Origin of the sequence: Paraburkholderia eburnea, from assembly GCF_002917095.1 — a bacterium.
Taxonomy (GTDB): domain Bacteria; phylum Pseudomonadota; class Gammaproteobacteria; order Burkholderiales; family Burkholderiaceae; genus Paraburkholderia; species Paraburkholderia eburnea.
The window spans coordinates 81,533-102,214 of sequence record NZ_PQGA01000015.1 but is presented as its reverse complement, the minus strand read 5'-3'; the positions used below and the strand labels follow the sequence as shown (position 1 = coordinate 102,214).

Below are 20,682 nucleotides of genomic sequence, written 5' to 3'. Positions count from 1 at the left end.
TCCTTGTTCATAGGTTCGATGATTCGTGGAAGCGTTCCGGATACCGCTGCCGAAAGCGCTCCGCCTCGTCATAAGGCAGGCAATCGGGCACCTCGCCCGCCAGCAGGCGCGTCCTGCTTTCCTGCCACAGCGCGGGTTCGAAGAAGTCGGCGTGATGCGCGAGGAAATAGCGCTTCACGCGCGGGTCGCCGAGCAAAAACGTGCCATACGTTTCCGGGAAAATATCGCGCGGTCCGACCGCATACCACGGCTCATCCGATAGTTCGTCATCCTCATAACGTGGCGCGGGCACGGCGCGCACGTTGCAGTCGGTGAGGTATTCGATCTCGTCGTAGTCGTAGAACACCACGCGGCCATGACGCGTCACGCCGAAATTCTTGTAGAGCATGTCGCCCGGAAAGATGTTCGCGCGCATCAGGTCCTTCACCGCGTTGCCGTATTCGCGGATGCCGTGCTCCACCTCTTCGTCGCTGCCGTTCTGCAGCCAGAGATTGAGCGGCACCATGCGGCGCTCGATGTAGAGATGGCGGATCACGAGCTGGTCGCCTTCGTATTCGATCACCGAAGGCGCAAGCGTTTCCAGCTCCTTCAAAAGCGCCTCGTCGAGTCGCGCGATGGGCAGCGCGACGCTCGAATATTCGAGCGTATCGGCAAGACGCCCGAGCCGGTCGTGACGCTTCACCAGTTGATACTTCGCCTCCACCTGCGCGCGCGTGGTTTCCTTCGGCGCGGGAAAACGGTCCTTGATGACCTTGAACACGTAGGGAAACGATGGCAGCGTAAACACGATCATCACCATGCCGCGAATGCCGGGCGCGGCGACGAACTGATCGCTCGAATGCGAGAGATGGTGCAGCAGATCGCGATAGAAGAGATTTTTGCCCTGCTTCTGCAGCCCGAGCGAGGTGTAGATTTCGCCCTTCGCCTTGCGCGGCATGATGCTGCGCAGGAACTCGACATACGCGGACGGCACTTCCATATCCACGAAAAAATACGAGTGCGCGAAGCTGAACATGATGAGCACGGGGTCCGTGCGCAGCAGCACCGTGTCGAGCGCGAGCTTGCCGGCGCCTTCGCCCGCTTCGACATGACGGATCGGCACGACGAACGGCGCGATCAAATCGCCGTTGATGATGCGCCCGACGATATACGCCGACTGGTTGCGAAAGAACAGCGAAGCGAGCGTGTGAATCTGGAAATTCGGCTTTGGCTCGACCGCGCCGAAGGTGTCCAGCATGGTCCGCATCACGCAGCTGACATCGCGCTCCAGGTCCTCAAAAGGCGTGTCGAGCTGGAAATTCGTGACGATGCGCGCGAGCGTGGCGGCCAGCCCGTCTTTGGCCGGATAGTAGGCGCGATAAGTCGGCTTGGCGGCCGGCTCGTCGTTCTCGATGTATTCGGTCGAGATCGCGGGCCGCACGAAAATAAAGTCGTTGTTGAAGTACGAGCGATGCAGGATCTTGCAGCACACCGAATTAAAAAAGGTCTCGGCGCATTCGGGCTGCCGGTGCGTGGTCAGCAGGCCGATGTAGTGCAGCTTGATCTGCTCCCACACCTCGTCGTCGATGCTTTCGGCGTCGTATTCGTCTTCGAGCGCGCGCAGACATTCGCGCACGCGCTCGTCATAGGACACGATGCGCTCGCGCGCGAGTTGCTGCAGGCCGCGCCAGTCGGCCGACTCGAAGCACGCTCGCGCGTGCACCGCCGCCGCGCAGAAGCTCTGGTAGTGGCGGTTGAAACCGTCGAGCACGGTTTGCGCCACATCGAAGCCGATCTGCGAGGAAAGCAGTTTCGGAAAATGTCTCATGACGCGATTCCCGGCGCGGTCTGGTGTGGTCTGGTGCGGTCTGGTGCGGCTTGGTGCGATCGGCTTATTTCACTTCGGACGGCGCCTGTCGCACATCGCCCGCCGCGTTCTTTTCCAGCAGCACGCGCGCCTGCGCTTCGTACTGCGCGAGGTCTTCGAGCGTGGCGTCGAGGTCGTCGCGCTGGCGCTCCAGGATTTCGCGGTGACGCACGACCGTTTCGAGGAAGGCCTGCAACTGCGGCAGCGTGTCGGTGGGCGACTCGTAGAGATCGAGCAGCGCGCGAATCTCGTTGAGCGTGAAGCCCAGCCGCTTGCCGCGCAGCGTGAGCCTCAGGCGCGTGCGGTCGCGGCCCGAGAACACGCGCTTGAGGCCACCGGCGCCTTCGCGGCTCGGCGCGAGCAGGCCCTGGTCTTCGTAGAAACGGATCGCACGGGGCGTCACGTCGAATTCGCGGGCGAGTTCGGTAATCGTGTACTGGTTCATGTCGGGGGCGCGCTTCGCCGCGGCCGGATTCGGCCGGGCGGCATGGCTATCGTTGAGATCGACGTTTACGTTATCGTCAAGTCCACGCTTGCGCAACCGCTTGTACAACCGCTTATGCGGCCCGCGACCGCTGGCGTCGGTTGTTCCGCCTAACGGAACAGTCCGAGGGGCCGCCAGCAGAAATGACGCAATGCGGCGACAATACTGACAGGCTAGGTCTGATGCGCACCGAAATCCCACGATAACGACACGAGACGACACCCACGATGAACGCCCTCGAACACCAGCTCGACTACCCTTTCGCCGATACCCTGCCCGACGCCGGCATCGCTTTCGATGTCGCGCCCGGCGTGAAATGGCTGCGCATGCCGCTGCCCTTCGTGCTCGATCACATCAACCTCTGGCTGCTGCGCGACGAGATCGACGGCCAGCAGGGCTGGACCGTGGTGGACTGCGGCATCACCGACGACACGATCAAGGCGCACTGGGAGCAGGTGTTCGAAAGCCAGCTCGACGGCCTGCCGGTGCTGCGCGTGCTGGTCACGCACTGTCATCCGGACCATATCGGGCTTGCACACTGGATTTGCGCAGGCGGCGACAAGCAGCGCTGGGACGTGCGCCTGTGGACGACGCTCGGCGAATATATGAGCGCCTGCGTGCTGGCTTCGGGCAACGGCTCGAACGCCGGCGGAGAAGGCGCGGCGCGCCATTTCGCGCGCCATGGCGTGACCGATGAAGGCTCGCTCGATCAACTGCGCACGCGGCGGAACTACTACTCGAACCTCGTGCCCGCGCTGCCCTCGCAGTACCGGCGCCTGCGCGAAGCCGATACGGTGAAGATCGGCGGGCGCGACTGGCGCGTCGTCACGGGCTTCGGCCATTCGCCCGAGCATTGCGCGCTGCTGTGCGAGGAATCGGGCGTGCTGATTTCGGGCGACATGGTGCTGCCGCGCATCTCGACGAACGTGTCGGTGTTCGATATGGAGCCGGAAGGCAATCCGCTCGGCCTCTATCTGGAATCGCTGGGCCGTTACGAGACGATGGCGGAAAACACGCTCGTGCTGCCCTCGCACGGCAAGCCGTTCCGCGGCCTGCATACGCGCATCGCGCAACTGCGCGCGCACCACGATGCGCGTCTGGCCGAAGTGCTGGAAGCCTGCGCGAGCGCGCCGCAATGCGCCGCTGACATCGTGCCGCTCATGTTCAAGCGCAAGCTCGACATGCATCAACTGACCTTCGCACTGGGCGAGGCGCTGGCGCACCTGCATCTGCTCTGGCTCGAAGGCAAGCTCACGCGCCAGATCGGCGAGGATGGCGTGATCCGCTTCTCCGCTTAAAAAGTCATCGCTGAAAAGTAAAGAGGGGCGGCCCGATGAGCCGCCCCTCTTTACTTCAGGCTACGCGCGGATCAGTTCGCGCCGCCGGTGATGAGATCGGCGCCCTTGGGCCGCACGAACTTGAACGTCGAGGCCGGTAGCGACGGGTTCTTCTCGATGTTGGAGAAGGTCAGCAGCGTCACGTTGCCGAACACGTCATGCAGCTCCATCGCTTCGAGGTTGCCGTCGCGAAAGCCGATGCCCACGCTCTTGAACTGCGTGTCCTTCGACTTCGGAATCAGTTCGAGCCAGTCGATGCCGTTCTTCACGCCCGCATCCGAGAGCGTGAAGTTCTTGTCCAGATCGTTGCTGCCGAACAGGATCGCCGCCGGGCTCGCGCCGAGCGCGCCGCCGAGCTTGCGCTCGGTGACCTGGTTCAGGTCCTTGTCGTAGACGTAGAGGTTGTCGCCGTCCGATTGCAGCAGTTGCTGGTACGGCTTCTCATACGACCAGACGAACTTGCCCGGACGCGAGAACACGAAGGTGCCGCTCGACACCTTGGCGTTGAGCGTGGCCGTGGCGATGGCGTCGCTGGTGTTCTGGGCGTTTGAAGGCGGTTTGAGTTCGCGCTGCACGAAGCTGCCGCGCGCGGCGTGGACCTGGCTGACGAACTGCTTGAGCTGGTCGGTGCCGCTGGCGTAAGCATGGCCCGCCATCACGAGCGTCGCGCCCAGCGCTACCGCGAGCGAGCGGCCCGCGCGCGCCAGCGTTGAGCCTGCGGAATGTCCTGCGAAAAACTGCATCTATCGTTCTCCAATAGCGAATGGGGTTCGCGCACCGTAGCGGCGCAGCGGCGTAATTAGTCGGCGTCGCGCGTGGGCGCGAGGATTTCGCGGTTGCCGCTCGACGACATCGCCGAAACCAGCCCCGACTGCTCCATCTGTTCGAGCAGCCGCGCAGCACGGTTATACCCGATGCGCAGATGCCGCTGCACGAGCGAGATCGACGCGCGCTTGTTCTTGATGACCACCTCGACAGCCTGATCGTAAAGCGGATCGGACTCGTCGCCCGTGCCCGAAGCACTTGCCGTGCCCTCGTCGCCCTCGCCCGTCACGCCGCCTTCGAGAATGCCCTCGATATAGTTCGGCTCGCCCTGCTCCTTGAGCTTGTCCACCACGCGATGCACTTCGTCGTCGCCGACGAACGCGCCGTGCACGCGCACCGGCAGCCCGCTGCCCGGCGGCAGATACAGCATGTCGCCCATGCCGAGCAGCGATTCCGCGCCCATCTGGTCGAGAATCGTGCGCGAGTCGATCTTCGACGACACCTGGAACGCCATGCGCGTGGGCACGTTGGCCTTGATCAGACCCGTGATGACGTCCACCGACGGGCGCTGCGTCGCCAGAATCAGGTGGATGCCAGCCGCGCGCGCCTTCTGCGCGATCCGCGCGATCAGCTCCTCGACCTTCTTGCCGACCACCATCATCAGATCGGCCAGTTCGTCGATCACCACGACGATATGCGGCAGCTTCTGGCACGGTTCCGGATCGTCCGGCGTGAGGCTGAACGGGTTCGGAATCTTTTCCTCGCGCTTGTTCGCTTCCTCGATCTTGTTGTTGTAGCCCGCGAGGTTACGCACGCCCAGCTTGCTCATGAGCTTGTAGCGGCGCTCCATCTCGGCGACGGTCCAGTTCAGCGCGTTGCCGGCCTGGCGCATGTCGGTCACGACCGGGCAGAGCAGATGCGGAATGCCTTCGTAGACGCTCATTTCGAGCATCTTCGGGTCGATCAGGATCATGCGGACCTGTTCCGCGCTCGCCTTGTAGAGCAGCGACAGGATCATCGCGTTGATGCCCACCGACTTGCCCGAACCGGTCGTGCCGGCCACCAGCAGGTGAGGCATCTTGGCGAGATCGGCGCACACCGGCTTGCCGCCGATGTCCTTGCCCAGACCCATGGTGAGCGCCGAAGGCGCGTCGGCATAGACCGCCGAGCCGAGAATTTCCGACAGGCGCACGGTCTGGCGGCGCTGGTTCGGCAGTTCGAGCGCCATGCAGTTCTTGCCCGGAATCGTCTCCACCACGCGGATCGACACGAGCGAAAGCGAGCGCGCGAGATCCTTCGCGAGATTGACGATCTGGCTGCCCTTCACGCCGGTCGCGGGCTCGATTTCGTAGCGCGTCACGACCGGGCCGGGATAGGCGGCGACCACGGCCACATCGACGCCGAAGTCCTTGAGCTTTTTCTCGATGAGACGCGAGGTGAATTCGAGCGTGTCGTCCGAGATGGTTTCCTGCGCGGCGGGCGCGGGGTCGAGCAGCGAGATCGCCGGCAAGGTGGAGTCGCCCGGCAGGTCGGTGAAGAGCGGCACCTGGCGCTCCTTCTCCACGCGCTCGGAGCGCTGCGGCGTGACCACCGGCGGCACGATCGTGACCGGCTCGTGCTCCTCGATCTTCACGCGGCCGCGCTCGACCTTGCCTTCGCGCTTGACCGCGGCGGCCTCGCCGAGCTTGCGGTCGCTGCGCGCTTCGCGGCGCAGGCGCGCCATGGTCACGGCGTTGATGATCGATTCGCCGACCTTTTCCGACACGGAAAGCCACGAAAAACGGAAATACAGCGACAGGCCGATGCCGAGCGCCAGCAGCAGCGCGAGCGTGCCGCCCGTGAAGCCGAGCGCATGCGAGACGCCGCGCGCCACGGCCTCCCCCACCACGCCGCCGGGCGCGCGCGGCAGCTGCACCTTGAGCGACCACATGCGCAGCGCCTCGATGCCGTCGCAGGCGAGCAGCACCAGCACGAAGGCGAAGCCCTCGGCGATCCAGCTATGGTCGCGCGGCTGGTCTTCTTCGTCGTCGAGCGCCTCGTGACGCGTGATGCGGCGGTAGTTCTTCGAAATATGCCGCGCTAGGATCACGACCCACCAGTAGGCCGACAGGCCGAACAGCAGCAGCAGGATGTCCGAAGTCCAGGCGCCCACGCGCCCGGCCCAGTTCGAGATGTGGTCGACCTGGGCGGCATGGGTCCAGCTCGGATCGCGGCGGCTGTAGCTGATGAGCGCCATCAGCAGGAACACGCCTAGCGCGACCTGCAGGATCCAGCGGATTTCGGTGAAAAGACGCGACATGCGGTGAGGCAATGCCTGCGCCTGCGCGGAAAAGGGAGCTTTGGCCATTGAATCCCGGTGACTCTTGATGCTTGCGCGGCGCGGGCGCGCTGCCGGACGCCCCGGCAGACGGGCGCGGCGGCCGTCCGATCCGGCCTATTGTAAACGCGTTGTTTCGGCCCCGGCGGCCCGGGGCTGTAAATGACGGTAACTGACAACGGCGTGGGCGCTGCTATTACAACGCTGCGCAGGCTCCGGAAGCGCTATCGCCGCGATGAGAAACCCTCATGACACATCCGTCTCACCCGGCCTTTATAATTACGCGCTGATACCCAACTACCTGCATGAGCGCCGCCCCACCGCTGTGCGGCCCATGCGAACCCCCGGCAGCCGCGCCGGCTATCCGCCACGCAGCGCCTTCAACGGAATTCGACCATGTCCGCAACCAAACACGCCAAAGTCCTGATTCTCGGTTCCGGCCCCGCCGGCTACACGGCAGCCGTTTATGCGGCGCGCGCGAATCTCTCGCCGCTGCTCGTCACCGGTCTGGCCCAGGGCGGTCAGTTGATGACCACGACCGACGTGGAAAACTGGCCCGCCGACCCGAACGGCGTGCAAGGCCCGGAACTGATGCAGCGTTTCCTGGAACATGCGGAGCGCTTCAACACGGAAATCGTGTTCGATCACATCCACACCGCCAAACTCGATGAAAAGCCGATCCGCCTGATCGGCGATTCGGCCGAATACACCTGCGACTCGCTGATCATCGCGACGGGCGCATCGGCGCAATACCTCGGCCTGCCCAGCGAAGAGCTGTTCATGGGCCGCGGCGTGTCGGCCTGCGCGACCTGCGACGGTTTCTTCTACCGCAACCAGCACGTCGCCGTGATCGGCGGCGGCAACACGGCGGTCGAGGAAGCGCTTTATCTGTCGGGCATCGCCAGCAAGGTCACGGTGGTCCACCGCCGCGACAAGTTCCGCGCCGAGCCGATCCTGATCGACCGCCTGCTGGAGAAAGAAAAGGAAGGCGTCGTCGAAATCAAGTGGGATAACGTGATCGACGAGGTCAAGGGCAACGAAGGCGGCGTAAACGGCCTGCGCATCAAGAACGTGAAGACCGGCGAAACCACCGATCTCGACCTGCAAGGCGTGTTCGTGGCGATCGGCCACAAGCCGAACACCGACATCTTCGAAGGCCAGCTGGAGATGAAGAACGGCTACATCATCACGAACGGCGGCCTGAGCGGCAACGCCACCGGCACCAGCGTGGCGGGCGTGTTCGCGGCAGGCGACGTGCAGGATCACGTCTATCGCCAGGCGATCACCAGCGCCGGCACGGGCTGCATGGCCGCGCTCGACGCGCAGCGCTACCTGGAAAGCGTGCACGAACTCGGCCAGGCGCACGTGATGAGCGCCGAAGCGGAACGTTAAGCCGAAGCCAGGCCACAGCCGTCAAGCCGGTAAAATAGCGCCCTGAAGTCTGGCGGCGCATTGCAAGAGGGTCGCGGCCAGCCAGCCGGCGGCCCTTTTTCATTGGCTTCGTCGTCGGACGTCGCGCGGCATTTCGCCGCGTCGGAATCGACTCAACCAGCGCCTTTCGTTCTCTCGTTTCTTTCGTCATGCCCAAGAACGTCCCCCATCCGGGCGAACCCAAGCGCCCCGCCAGCCCGCGCCCCGCGGCGGCGCCCGTCACGGCCCCCGCGCCCGCACTGGAACCCGGCAAGGCGGCCAGCGGTTTTTCCGGCCTCGGCAGCCTGCGCGACGCGCTCAAGACCCAGACGCGCCAGCGCGAGCGCGAACGTGTCGCGGCCCAGGCCGCGCGCGTGGAAGCCGCCGCCGACAGCGATCTGTTCCGCCGCGAGGTCGGCTCGGTCGCGCCGCTCGTGGCGCCGCCGCGTGCCCAGCCGCGCCGCTCGGCCCCCGTACCGTTGCCGTTGCAGACCCGCCTCGACGAACAGGCCGTCCTGCACGAAGCTATCTCCGACGAATTCGATCCCGAGGCCCTGCTCGATACCGACGACTCGCTCTACTATCACCGCCCCGGCATCAGCGAGGAAGTCGTCAAGAAGCTGCGGCGCGGCACCTGGATCGTGCAGGCGCAGCTCGATCTGCACGGCATGCGCCGCGAGGAAGCGCGCGAGTCCCTGCAGACGTTCATCCGCGAAGCCGGCAAGCGCGGGCTGCGCTGCGTGCGCGTGATTCACGGCAAGGGACTCGGCTCCGTCGGCAAGGAACCCGTGCTCAAGGGCAAAGTGCGCGCGTGGCTCGTGCAGAAGGAAGAGGTGATCGCGTTCTGCCAGGCCCGGCCGCATGACGGCGGCGCGGGCGCAGTGCTCGTGCTGTTGCAGCCGCTGCATGGGCATGGACACGGCCAGCACGGTCATCTCTGATCCGACCTAGCCCGAGCACACACCGACAACAAAAAACCCGTTCCTGCTTGCGCAGCGAACGGGTTTTTCTTTTTTACAGCGACGCGCGGAAATTACGCGATGCGCTCTTCCGTCTTCGGGTCGAACAGCACGGCCTTCGACACGTCGAACAGCAGTTCCATGCTGTTGAGCGGCTGCGGATTCGCGCCCGGGTGCACGCGGCTGACCACGCGCTTGCCGTTGACCTGCGCGAACACCAGCGTGTCCGGACCGGTCGGCTCGATCACATCGACCTTTACCGTGTGACGTTGCAGTTCGTGGCCATGGCCGTCGTGCGAGCTGCGCGCGTCGGTGATGCGTTCCGGGCGCAGGCCCAGCACCACTTCCTGGCCAATGTGGCTGCGCAGCTTGTTCGCGTCGAACGGCAGGTTCAGCACGTTGCGCGCAACGCCCGTGTCGAGTTCGATGCCCACACCCGAGCCCTGCTCCACCAGCTTGCCGTTGATGAAGTTCATCGGCGGCGCGCCGATGAAGCCCGCCACGAACAGGTTCGACGGCGAATCGTAAATGTCCTGCGGCGCGCCGAACTGCTGCACGATGCCATCCTTCATCACCGCGATGCGGTCGCCGAGCGTCATCGCTTCGATCTGGTCGTGCGTCACGTAGACGATCGTCTTGCCCACGCGCTGATGCAGCAGCTTGATTTCCGAGCGCATTTCGATACGCAGCTTCGCGTCGAGGTTCGAAAGCGGCTCGTCGAACAGGAACATGATCGGGTCGCGTGCGAGCGCGCGGCCCATGGCGACGCGCTGGCGCTGGCCGCCCGAGAGCTGACCCGGCTTGCGATCGAGCAGATGCTGGATCTGCAGCATGCTCGATACGCGGTCGACGATCTGCGTCTGCTCGGGCTTCGGCACCTTGCGGATGTTCAGGCCGAACGAGATGTTCTCGCGCACCGTCATCGACGGATACAGCGCGTAGGACTGAAACACCATCGCGATGTCGCGGTCTTTCGGCGAGAGGTTGTTCACCACCTTGCCGTCCATCATGATCTCGCCCTTGGTCACGGTTTCGAGACCCGCGATCATGTTGAGCAGCGTCGACTTCCCGCAGCCCGAGCCGCCGACCAGAATCAGGAACTGGCCGTCTTCGATGTCGATGTTCACGCCCTTGAGGACGGGCACCCCGTTCGGGTAGGTCTTGTAGACGTCGCGAATGGAAAGGCTTGCCATGCTATGAATCCTTTTAATCGATACGCAGCGCTCTGCGTGGGGCCAGCGTCCGTGCCCTGCACGAACACTGGCCGACAGGTGTTAGCCCTTCACCGCGCCCGCCGTGAGACCGCGCACGAAGTAGCGGCCGGCGATCACGTAGACGAGCAGCGTGGGCAGCGCGGCGATGATCGCGCCGGCCATGTCGACGTTGTATTCCTTCACGCCCGTGGACGTGTTCACGAGATTGTTCAGCGCCACCGTGATCGGCATCGAATCGACGCCCGAGAACACGATACCGAACAGGAAGTCATTCCAGATCTGCGTGAATTGCCAGATCAGGCACACCATGAAAATCGGCAGCGAGATCGGCATCATGATGCGCGTGAAGATCATGAAGAAACCGGCGCCGTCGATGCGCGCGGCCTTCACGAGTTCAGCCGGCACGCTCACGTAGAAGTTGCGGAAGAACATCGTCGTGAACGCGATACCGTAGACGACGTGCACCAGCACCAGACCGCCAATCGTGTTCGAGAGGCCGAAGAAGCCTTCGAGGCGCGCCATCGGCAACAGGATGGCCTGGAACGGGATGAAGCAGCCCACCAGCAGCATCGTGAAGAGCGCATCCGCGCCACGGAAGCGCCAGTGCGTGAGCACGTAGCCGTTGAACGCGCCGATGATCGACGAGATCAGCACGGCCGGAATCACCATCTTCACCGAGTTCATGAAGAACGGCTGCATGCCGTCGCAACGCACGCCGGTACAGGCCTCGCTCCATGCCTTCACCCACGGCGCGAAGCTCGGGTGTCCGGGCAGCGTGAGCATGTTGCCCGTGTGCAGTTCGTCGAGCGTCTTGAACGACGTCGAGAGCATCACGTAGAGCGGGAACAGGAAGTACAACGCGAACAGAATCAATACCGCGTAGATGAAAACGCGGCTCAGCTTCATCTTAGGCTGCATTGCGCGTGCTCCTCGATTCCAGGTACATGAGCGGCACGAGCACGGCCACCACCGTCGCGAGCATCATCATCGACGAAGCTGCGCCGACGCCGAGTTGCCCGCGGTTGAACGAAAACGTGTACATGAAGATGGCCGGCAGCGACGACGACGTGCCAGGTCCCCCTGCGGTCAGCGCGACAACCAGGTCGAACGTCTTGATCGTGATGTGACACAGGATCAGCAGCACCGAGAAGAACACCGGACGCATGCTCGGAATCACGATCTTGCGGTAGATCGTGGGCAGCGTCGCGCCATCCACCTGGGCGGCCTTGAAGATCTCGCTGTCGACACCGCGCAAACCGGCGAGGAACAGCGCCATGCAAAAGCCGGTGGACTGCCACGCCGCCGCGACGACGATACAGAAGATCGCCTTGTCCGGGTCGTTGAGCCAGCCGAGCTGGAAGCTCGTCCAGCCCCAGTCGTGCAGCACCTGCTGGAGACCGAGATCCGGGTTGAAGATCCACTGCCAGGCCGTCCCCGTCACGATGTACGAGAGCGCCATCGGGTAGAGGAACACCGCGCGCAGCGCGCCTTCCTGGCGAATCTGCTGGTCGAGCAGGATCGCGAGAAAGAGGCCGAGAAACACGCAGATAACGATAAACGGAATGCCGAACCAGCCGAGGTTCTGCGCCGACGTCCACCAGACGTCGTTCGAGAACAGCTCGCTGTAACGGTCGAAGCCTGCAAAATCGTAGCGCGGCATCAATCGCGAATTGGACAGCGAGATATAGCCGGTAATGGCGATGAAGCCGTAGACGAACACAAGGCTGATCAGGATGCTGGGCGAAAGCACCAGCTTCGGGATCCAGCGGTCTGCAAGCGCCGCCATGGGCGACGCGCGGCGCGATTCAGCAGGCGTGGCCGCCTTGCCGTTGCCGCTAAGAGAAGCAGTCACTGCGCAACTCCTGTTACGGTGCGAAAGGTCGAATGGACTTCGGGACTTCGCGCACGATGATGGGGTTCGGGTTGAACCGTCATGCCCGGGGTGCGCCGTATGCGCAACGCAAACGGCACACCCCGTCTTACTTCACTTCACAAGACACAAGCCGACTGCTTACTTCGTCTTTGCAGCCTTCGCGAGCGCTTCAACCGCGCTCTTCGAATCTTGCGTCGAGTTCATGAACTTCGTGACGACGTCGGTGATCGCGCCTGCCGTCGCGTCGGCCTGAGCCATGCCGTGAGCGAGCGACGGAACGTAGCCGCCGGCCTTGATGGCCGTCTGCTCATCCGCGTACGACTGCTTGCCGCAATCGTCGAACTTGCTCATATCGACGCCCAGACGCACCGGGATCGAACCCTTGTAGAGGCTGAACTGTTCCTGGAAGGCCGGGCTCATGATGGTCTTCGCGAGCGCCAGCTGACCCGGCGTGGCCGTCTTCTGGCCCTTCTGCTGGAAGAACACGAACGAGTCGACGTTGAAGGTGTAGCCCTTCGAGGTGCCCGGAACCGGCGCGCAGATGTAGTCCGCACCCGGCTTCTTGTTCGCGTTGGCGAACTCGCCCTTGGCCCAGTCGCCCATGAACTGCATGCCGGCCTTGCCGTTGATGACCATGGCCGTGGCGAGGTTCCAGTCGCGGCCCGTGCGGCCGTTATCCATGTACGACTCGATCTTGCGGACCGTGTCGAACACGCCGACCATCTGCGCCGACGTCAGCGTCTTCTGGTCCAGATCGACGATCGCCTTCTTGTAGAAGTCCGCGCCCTGCGACAGGACCACGTCTTCCCACAGCGTCAGGTCCTGCCACGGCTGGCCGCCTGCGGCGACCGGCTGGATGCCCGCGGCCTTGAGCTTGTCAGCCAGCGCGAAGAATTCCGGCCACGTGGTCGGCGGCTTGGCGCCCACCTTGTCGAGCGCGGCCTTGTTGAGCCACAGCCAGTTCACGCGGTGCACCGAGAACGGCGCGCCGACGTAGTGACCGTCCGCGTGAATGATCTTGTCGATCTGCGGCGGCAGGTTGGCCTTCCAGTCGCCCGCGACGGAGTCGATCGGCACAAGCACGCCCTGCTCGGCCCATTCCTGGATCAGCGGACCCTTGATCTGGGCGGCGCTAGGCGCGTTGCCCGAGATCACCTGGGTCTTGAGCGCGGTCATGGCTGCCGCGCCCGCGCCGCCGGCAACGGCGAAGTCCTTCCAGGTGTAGCCCTGCTTCTGCATGTCGTCCTTGAGCACGCCGACGGCTTTCGATTCGCCGCCCGACGTCCACCAGTGCAGCACTTCGATCGACTCGGCAGCTTGCGCCGTGGCAACGCCGCCCATCAGACCTGCTGCGCACAGGGCGCCCATGATCGCTCGGAATTTCATTGCTTATCTCCTCCAGACACCTGAACAAAAAAGACGGTTGGCCCCTGATTTCGCCAGGGTGCGATTTAGTTCAAACAGGCAAAACACTGGACGGACGGGCGCCGGAGTACCACGCGCGTGTGTTGTCTTGGGATGCGCGCGGGCCGCGGGCCGGAGTCCGGCCGCTGGACGCTCAAGAGATGAGTGGTTCGGGATGCAACTGACTGTCTCCTCTTTTGATTTTGTCCGGCCACGCCCGCCAGGCTTATTTGCTGCCTGTATTGCTGCCTGTAGATGCGCGGCCAGTCGAGGCGGGGTTTCCCATGTGCCGCTCGCCTGGCATTCGCCGGGCTCGCCGATGGACGGATTCATTGTCCTTTAACATGGGAGACGTTCCGTACGACTCGCGAAATTCGCCTGAAGACCGCCGCAAACCCTCGCCGGGCCGCGCTTCCCCACGCTTTTTTCATCGAATCAACGTTACCTCTTGATTTGGATTGTAGTTAAACTACAATTCAGTGTCAAAAAAAATTTTATCGGACTACGGCCGCCCGACGGAACCCAGCCCGCGCCCTGTTGGCGCAGCTTCCGCGGCCGGCTTCCGGCCTATCTGGACTGTGACGGAGACTATGCAATTCCCTACCGATTCAGGATTCACGTTCGTGCTGTTCGGCGCCACCGGCGACCTGGCGATGCGCAAGATTCTTCCGGCACTGTTCGAGGCGCATCGCTCCGGTATGCTGGCCGAATCCGGCAGGATCGTGGGCGTCGCGCGCCATGAGAACGACCGCGATCACTATCTCCAGTGGGTCGAGGAGCACGTCAAGCCGCACGTTTCGAAGAACGGTCTGGACGAAGCCGCCTGGGCCAGCTTTCTCGAACGCATCGTCTATGTGAAGCTCGACCTGTCGCGCGCCGAAGACTTCGGCACGCTGCGCGACGGCATCGCCGGACTCCCCGGCATCCGCGTGTTCTATCTGGCCACGGGCCCGTCCCTGTTCGTGCCGATCTGCCGTGCGCTTGCCGCGGTCGGCCTGAACGAGAACGCGCGCATCGTGCTGGAAAAGCCGCTGGGCTACGATCTGAAATCGTCGAACGCGATCAACGACGCCGTGGGCGAAATCTTCGCCGAAGAGCAGATCTATCGCATCGACCATTACCTCGGCAAGGAGCCGGTGCAGAACCTGCTCGCGCTGCGCTTCGGCAATGCGCTGTTCGAGCCGCTGTGGCGCCGCGAATGGGTCGAAAGCATCCAGATCACCATCGCCGAAGAACTGGGCGTGGAAGCGCGCGGCGACTTCTACGACAACACCGGCGCGCTGCGCGACATGGTGCAGAACCATTTGCTGCAGCTGCTCTCGATCGTCGCGATGGAGCCGCCGCATTCGATGGATTCGGATTCGGTGCGCGACGAAAAGCTGCGCGTGCTGCGCGCGCTCAAGCCCATCGATCCCAACGAAATCAGCAAGGTCGCCGTGCGCGGCCAGTATCACGCGGGCGTGATCCGCGGCACGCCGGTGCCCGCCTACGCCACCGAAAAAGGCGTGAAGCCGGACAGCCGCACGGACACCTTCGTCGCGCTGAAGGTAGAGATCGAGAACTGGCGCTGGGCCGGCGTGCCCTTCTTCCTGCGCACCGGCAAGCGTCTGGCCGACCGCGTCGCGGAAATCGTGGTGAATTTCCGGCCCGTGCCGCACTCGGCGCTCGGTCCCACGGCATTGCGCCCAGGCTCGAACCGCCTCGTAATCCGCCTGCAGCCGAACGAAACGATTCGTCTCTATTGCCTCGCCAAGCAGCCCGGCGAAGGCATGAATCTCGCGAGCGTGCATCTGGATCTGGCGTTCGACCAGTTCTTCCGCGAAGGCCAGATGGAGGCGTATCAGCGCCTGCTGCTCGACGTCATCAACGGACGTCTGGCGCTGTTCGTGCGCCGCGACGAGCAGGAAGCGGCCTGGAAATGGGTCGAGCCGATCCTCAACGAATGGAGCGCGTCCGCGCGTCCGCCCAAGCCGTACGCGGCGGGCACGTGGGGACCGGCGGCGTCAAGCGCGATGCTGGCGCAGCACGGCACCTGCTGGCTCGAAGAAGAGAATTGATGTGAACGGGTGAGTGCCCGAGTGTGCAACGCGCGGCAGGTTTTCGTAGGCGTTTGCCGCGCGAAGAAAGGCCATCGCACCCGTCGTAATAGACGTAATAGACGTAATGGACGTAGTGGACAGTTGAAAGACCCCGAAGACCTACAAAAAAGCAGCCTGGAGGAGAAGTGATCGAGCTTCACGTATTCGACGACCCGCGCGTCCAATCCGACGCGCTGGCGCGAGCCGTGGGCGACGCGCTACATGCGTCGCTCACCGCTCTTGCAGCCGCGCCCGGCACCGGTGCGCGCCGTGCGACGCTCGCCGTCTCCGGCGGCACGAGTCCGCGTCCCTTTCTAGAGAACCTGTCGACGCACCGCTTCGACTGGGCGCACACCGACGTCACGCTGGTGGACGACCGCTGGGTGAGCGAAAGCGATGCGGCCAGCAACGCGCGCCTCGTGCGCGAGACGCTGCTCAAGCACGAAGCCGCCAACGCGCGCTTCCTGCCGCTCGTCGATGTCGCGCAGGATCTCGACGCGCACGTCGCTGCGCTCAACGCCGATGCCCAGCGCCGTGTGCCGAACGTGGCCGTGCTGGGCATGGGCGAGGACGGCCACACCGCCTCGATTTTCGCCGACGCACCCGAGTGGGCTGACGCCATCACCACCGCGCGCCCGTTCGTGGCCGTGCATCCGCAGGCCGCGCCCCACGCGCGCGTGTCGTGGTCGATGCAGGCATTGCGCCAGGTCGACCGCCTGTTCCTGCTGATCGCGGGACAACGCAAGCTCGACGTGCTGCAACAGGCGGCGGCAACAGAACAAAACAACGCCATCTCGAAACTGGCGAACGACAAGGGAGTGAGACTCGATGTCTACTGGTGCGCCTAACAAATCCGCTTCTGGCGCGGGCCAGCACGCCGACGGACCGAGACTGCTCGCCGATATCGGCGGCACCAACGCGCGCTTCGCGCTGGAAACCGCGCCGGGCGACATCGGCCAGGTGCGCGTCTACCCGTGCGCGCAGTATCCGGGCGTCGCCGAAGTGATCCAGCAGTATCTGAAGGACACGAAGATCGGCCGCGTGAACCATGCGGCCATCGCCATCGCCAACCCGGTCGACGGCGACCAGGTGCGCATGACCAACCACGACTGGAGCTTTTCGATCGAGGCCACGCGCCGCGCGCTCGGCTTCGACACGCTGCTGGTCGTGAACGACTTCACCGCGCTGGCCATGGCGCTGCCGGGTCTGACCGACACGCAGCGCGTCCAGGTGGGCGGCGGCCAGCGGCGCCAGAACAGCGTGATCGGCCTGCTCGGGCCGGGCACGGGTCTGGGCGTCTCGGGCCTGATTCCCGCCGACGACCGCTGGATCGCGCTCGGCAGCGAAGGCGGTCACGCGAGCTTTTCGCCGCAGGACGAGCGCGAGGACATCGTGCTGCAATACGCGCGCACGAAATGGCCGCACGTGTCGTTCGAGCGCGTCTGCGCGGGTCCTGGCATCGAGCTGATCTATCGGGCGCTCGCCGCGCGCGACAAGAAGAAGGTGGCGGATAGCGTCGATCCGGCGGAAATCACCAAACGCGCGCACGAGGGCGAAGCCCTCGCGCTCGAAGCGGTCGAATGCTTCTGCGGCATTCTCGGCAGCTTCGCGGGCAACATCGCGGTGACGCTCGGCTCGCTCGGCGGCATCTACGTGGGCGGCGGCGTGGTGCCGCGCCTGGGTGAACTCTTCACGCGCTCGTCGTTCCGCCAGCGTTTCGAGGCGAAGGGCCGTTTCGAAGCCTATCTCGCCAACGTGCCCACCTACGTCATCACGGCGGAATACCCCGCGTTTCTGGGGGTTTCGGCGATTCTCGCGGAACAGCTTTCGAACCGCGCGGGCGGCGGCTCGTCGGCGGTGTTCGAGCGCATCCGCCAGATGCGCGACGCGCTCACGCCCGCCGAGCGACGCGTGGCCGATCTCGCGCTGAACCATCCGCGCTCGATCATCAACGATCCGATCGTCGATATCGCGCGCAAGGCCGACGTGAGCCAGCCCACCGTGATCCGCTTCTGCCGCTCGCTCGGCTGCCAGGGTCTGTCGGACTTCAAGCTCAAGCTCGCGACCGGCCTGACCGGCACGATTCCGGTCAGCCACAGCCAGGTGCATCTGGGCGACACGGCGACCGACTTCGGCGCGAAGGTGCTCGACAACACGGTGTCCGCGATCCTGCAGTTGCGCGAGCATCTGAACTTCGAGCAGGTCGAGCAGGCGATTTCGCTGCTTAGCGGCGCGCGGCGCATCGAGTTCTACGGACTCGGCAACTCGCACATCGTCGCGCAGGACGCGCACTACAAGTTCTTCCGCTTCGGCATTCCGACCATTGCGTACGGCGATCTGTACATGCAGGCCGCTTCCGCCGCGCTGCTAGGCAAGGGCGACGTGATCGTGGCCGTGTCGAAGTCGGGCCGCGCGCCGGAACTGCTGCGCGTGCTCGACGTGGCGATGCAGGCAGGCGCCAAGGTGGTGGCGATCACCTCCAGCAACACGCCGCTCGCCAAGCGCGCGACCGTGGCGCTGGAAACCGATCACATCGAAATGCGCGAATCGCAGCTGTCGATGATCTCGCGCATCCTGCATCTCTTGATGATCGACATCCTCGCGGTGGGCGTCGCGATCCGTCGCGCTTCCCCGAATAACGACGTGAGCGATGTAGGCCAGGCGGTGGCGCAGGCGCGCGAACACGCGGACGACGATGCGTCCGCCGTGCTCGACTGGCTCAGCCACGGAGCGTCGTCCTCGCCGCGCGAGCGCGAATAACGCGTCGCCAGGCGCTCTCGCCCATGCGCCCATGCAAAACGGGACGTCGATCGACGTCCCGTTTTGCTTTTAAACCGCGCGGCTCATCAAGCCTGCGTCGATGAAGCCACCGCCGCACCCGGCGCGGGATGGCCATGCCACTTCACGACGATGCGCCGGCCCACCCACGTGAGCACGCCGCAGGTGCCGATCGTGCAGCCCATGCCGAACGGCGACACGCCCGGAAACCAGCCGACCACGGCGCTGGCGAACGCGCCCAGCCCCAGTTGCGCCGCGCCGAACACGGCAGCCGCCGCGCCCGCATTCTTCGGATAGCGATACATCAGATCGGTGGCGCAATTCGCGCCGAGCAGGCCCACGACGCTCACGACGAAGAACAGGCCAAACACGATCGACCATAAGCCGCCCCACCCCGTCAGGCACATCAGCGCGACGAAAAACGACGCGACGATGCTCACCGTCGAGGCCATCGACACCATCCTGAGCGTGCCCAGTTGCCCGATGAGACGCGTGTTGAGGAAATTGCCGAGCATGATGCCGAACACGTTCATGCCGAAAAACAGGCCGTAATGCTGCGGCGAAACGTGGAAGTACTCGATATAGACGAAGGGCGTGGCCGAGATATAGGTGAACATCGACGCGAACGCCATGCCGCCGCACAGCATATGGCCCCAGACCAGCGGATCGCGCAGCAATCGTCCGTAAGCCGCGAACGAGCGCAGCACGGCGGCGCTTTCGCGCTTTTCGCGCGGCCAGGTTTCGGGCACGCGCAGCCACGCCGCCGCACCGCAGGCGAGGCCGAACAGCGTGAGCGCGACGAACACGACGCGCCAGCCGCCCAGCAACAGCAACTGCCCGCCGATCAACGGCGCGAGCAGCGGCCCGATCGACGTGACGATGGCGACCATCGACAGCACCTTGGCCGCGTCGGACGGCTCGTGCGCGTCGCGCGCGATGGCCCGCGCAAGCACCGAAGCCGCGCCCGCGCCGAGCGCCTGCAGAAAGCGCACGAACGTCAGTTCGCCGACCGAATACGAGAGCCAGCACGCGATGCTCGCGAGCGTGAAGAGCGCGATGCCGCCAAGCAGCACGGGGCGGCGGCCGTAGGCATCGGAGACCGGGCCGTAGAGCAGCATGCCGATCGAAAAGCCGGCCATGAAGCTCGTGAGCGTCGTCGCGGCGGCAGCCGCGCTCACGCCGAACGACTGGGCGATGGCGGGCAGGCTCGGTAGATACATGTCGGTGGCGAGCGGGCCGCAGGCGGCAAGCGCGCCCAGCAACAGGATTAGCCGGCCATCGGGCCGGCGGCGTGGGGAATGGGACATGGAGTCGGCTGGGAGCGGACCGCGCACGTGGGGCGCGATCTCGATGTCATGGGCCGGATCGGTCTGCGCGGGTCGTAAAGCCTGGCGCAGCGAGGCGGCAACGTAGGCGGATTGTACCCCGACACCTTTAGTTGGCTTACGCGGGCGGGACCGCCCAGGCGCGCCATGCGCTAAGCTGCGCGCTTTGCCTGGCTGAACCGCCGCGAACCCCTATGAGCGCCTATCTGCTGATCTGGAGCCCCAAAAAGTGGCCCTGGCCTGAACTGCCCGACTTCGCGCGCCGCGTGCAGGCGGGCGACACCGTCACCGATACGTGGGGCTGCGGCTTCGCGCGCGGCATCCTGCCCGGCGACCGGGTGTTCCTGCATCGCGTCGCCGCCGAGCCGCGCGGCCTGTTCGGCTCCGGCTACGTCACGCGCGGGCCGTATGAAGTGCCCGATGCCGCCTACAAGCGCGGCTATCGGCTGTGTATCGACTTCGTCTATGACTGGCTCGTCGATGCGAGCGGCGAAGTCGTGATCGGGCGCGACGCGCTGCGCGTGCATCCGTGGTCGGTGCAGACCTGGGACGCGCAAAGCTCCGGCACCGTCATCAAGCCGATCGCGCTCGGCGCGCTGGAAAAGCGCTGGGCCGAGCTGACCGGCAAGCGGCCCATGCCCGCGTTGGCCGTCGCGGCCATGCACGCGGCGGAAAATGCCCGCCTGGCGCTTGCCGAAGCGGACAAACCGCCAGTCAAGCCGCCGATCAAGTCACCGATCAAGCCGCGCAAAGGCAAAGGCACGCCCTCGCGCACCGCCAGCTGACCCGCTGGGCGCGCGCCGCGCCGTCCAGTCTGGCCCCCGGCCCGTTCGGCGCGAGTCCGGTACAATTTCAGACACGATGGCCCGCGCCGGGCCGCCATTTCGCGGGT

At 64.7% G+C, this 20,682-nt stretch carries 16 protein-coding genes; 7 read left to right on the top strand and 9 right to left on the bottom strand.

All coding sequences use genetic code 11. The features are described from left to right. Window positions 1-7 precede the first annotated feature (7 nt). Together aceK and B0G62_RS22880 are read right to left on the bottom strand one after the other, a co-directional pair. Window positions 8-1,807 (bottom strand): bifunctional isocitrate dehydrogenase kinase/phosphatase, encoded by a 1,800-nt coding sequence (aceK, locus tag B0G62_RS22885; RefSeq protein WP_103706491.1) that lies wholly within the window; start codon window positions 1,805-1,807, stop codon window positions 8-10. Between the two features lie 64 nt (window positions 1,808-1,871). Beyond that, window positions 1,872-2,291: a MerR family transcriptional regulator gene (locus B0G62_RS22880; RefSeq protein WP_103706538.1), complete on the bottom strand. Its 420-nt coding sequence runs from the start codon at window positions 2,289-2,291 to the stop codon at window positions 1,872-1,874. A 266-nt stretch (window positions 2,292-2,557) separates the two neighbouring features. On the opposite strand from B0G62_RS22880, the gene B0G62_RS22875 reads away from it, so the two are divergent. Then, window positions 2,558-3,628, top strand: a complete 1,071-nt coding sequence (locus tag B0G62_RS22875) for an MBL fold metallo-hydrolase (RefSeq protein WP_103706490.1) — start codon at window positions 2,558-2,560, stop codon at window positions 3,626-3,628. A 71-nt stretch (window positions 3,629-3,699) separates the two neighbouring features. Here B0G62_RS22875 and lolA read toward each other — a convergent pair whose 3' ends face one another. Together lolA and B0G62_RS22865 are read right to left on the bottom strand one after the other, a co-directional pair. Next, window positions 3,700-4,410, bottom strand: a complete 711-nt coding sequence (gene lolA / locus B0G62_RS22870) for an outer membrane lipoprotein chaperone LolA (protein ID WP_103706489.1) — start codon at window positions 4,408-4,410, stop codon at window positions 3,700-3,702. Window positions 4,411-4,466: 56 nt separating this feature from the next. Further along, a complete protein-coding gene (locus B0G62_RS22865) occupies window positions 4,467-6,779 on the bottom strand; it encodes a DNA translocase FtsK (protein ID WP_103706488.1) in 2,313 nt (770 codons plus the stop codon). 366 nt (window positions 6,780-7,145) lie between these two features. Between B0G62_RS22865 and trxB the strand changes: the two genes are divergently transcribed. Both trxB and B0G62_RS22855 read left to right on the top strand, forming a co-directional pair. Further along, window positions 7,146-8,141 (top strand): thioredoxin-disulfide reductase, encoded by a 996-nt coding sequence (gene trxB / locus B0G62_RS22860; RefSeq protein ID WP_103706487.1) that lies wholly within the window; start codon window positions 7,146-7,148, stop codon window positions 8,139-8,141. 188 nt (window positions 8,142-8,329) lie between these two features. Further along, on the top strand, window positions 8,330-9,100 hold the full coding sequence (locus B0G62_RS22855) for a Smr/MutS family protein (RefSeq protein WP_103706486.1): 771 nt from the start codon (window positions 8,330-8,332) through the stop codon (window positions 9,098-9,100). A gap of 92 nt (window positions 9,101-9,192) precedes the next feature. Here the strand turns inward: B0G62_RS22855 and B0G62_RS22850 are convergent, their stop codons facing one another. From B0G62_RS22850 to B0G62_RS22835, 4 genes are all read right to left on the bottom strand, one after another. After that, on the bottom strand, window positions 9,193-10,311 hold the full coding sequence (locus B0G62_RS22850; protein ID WP_103706485.1) for an ABC transporter ATP-binding protein: 1,119 nt from the start codon (window positions 10,309-10,311) through the stop codon (window positions 9,193-9,195). An 81-nt stretch (window positions 10,312-10,392) separates the two neighbouring features. Beyond that, complete coding sequence (locus B0G62_RS22845) at window positions 10,393-11,250, bottom strand: carbohydrate ABC transporter permease (RefSeq protein ID WP_181315588.1); 858 nt, start codon at window positions 11,248-11,250, stop codon at window positions 10,393-10,395. Continuing rightward, window positions 11,240-12,184: a carbohydrate ABC transporter permease gene (locus B0G62_RS22840; protein WP_103706483.1), complete on the bottom strand. Its 945-nt coding sequence runs from the start codon at window positions 12,182-12,184 to the stop codon at window positions 11,240-11,242. Before B0G62_RS22840 ends, B0G62_RS22845 begins: the two co-directional genes overlap by 11 nt. Window positions 12,185-12,343: 159 nt before the next feature. Further along, complete coding sequence (locus B0G62_RS22835) at window positions 12,344-13,591, bottom strand: ABC transporter substrate-binding protein (RefSeq protein WP_103706482.1); 1,248 nt, start codon at window positions 13,589-13,591, stop codon at window positions 12,344-12,346. 608 nt (window positions 13,592-14,199) lie between these two features. On the opposite strand from B0G62_RS22835, the gene zwf reads away from it, so the two are divergent. The 3 genes from zwf (at window position 14,200) to B0G62_RS22820 (ending at window position 18,447) form a co-directional block, all read left to right on the top strand. Further along, complete coding sequence (gene zwf, locus B0G62_RS22830) at window positions 14,200-15,666, top strand: glucose-6-phosphate dehydrogenase (protein WP_103706481.1); 1,467 nt, start codon at window positions 14,200-14,202, stop codon at window positions 15,664-15,666. Between the two features lie 167 nt (window positions 15,667-15,833). Beyond that, a complete protein-coding gene (gene pgl, locus B0G62_RS22825; RefSeq protein WP_103706480.1) occupies window positions 15,834-16,535 on the top strand; it encodes a 6-phosphogluconolactonase in 702 nt (233 codons plus the stop codon). Further along, the gene (locus B0G62_RS22820) at window positions 16,516-18,447 is read left to right on the top strand and encodes a bifunctional transcriptional regulator/glucokinase (protein ID WP_103706479.1); all 1,932 of its coding nucleotides are present in this window, start codon (window positions 16,516-16,518) and stop codon (window positions 18,445-18,447) included. The genes pgl and B0G62_RS22820 overlap by 20 nt, the downstream gene beginning before the upstream one ends. Before the next feature lie 86 nt (window positions 18,448-18,533). Here the strand turns inward: B0G62_RS22820 and B0G62_RS22815 are convergent, their stop codons facing one another. Continuing rightward, window positions 18,534-19,772 (bottom strand): Bcr/CflA family multidrug efflux MFS transporter, encoded by a 1,239-nt coding sequence (locus B0G62_RS22815; RefSeq protein ID WP_103706478.1) that lies wholly within the window; start codon window positions 19,770-19,772, stop codon window positions 18,534-18,536. A 212-nt stretch (window positions 19,773-19,984) separates the two neighbouring features. On the opposite strand from B0G62_RS22815, the gene B0G62_RS22810 reads away from it, so the two are divergent. Beyond that, window positions 19,985-20,575, top strand: a complete 591-nt coding sequence (locus B0G62_RS22810) for a hypothetical protein (RefSeq protein WP_103706477.1) — start codon at window positions 19,985-19,987, stop codon at window positions 20,573-20,575. Window positions 20,576-20,682: the final 107 nt, after the last annotated feature.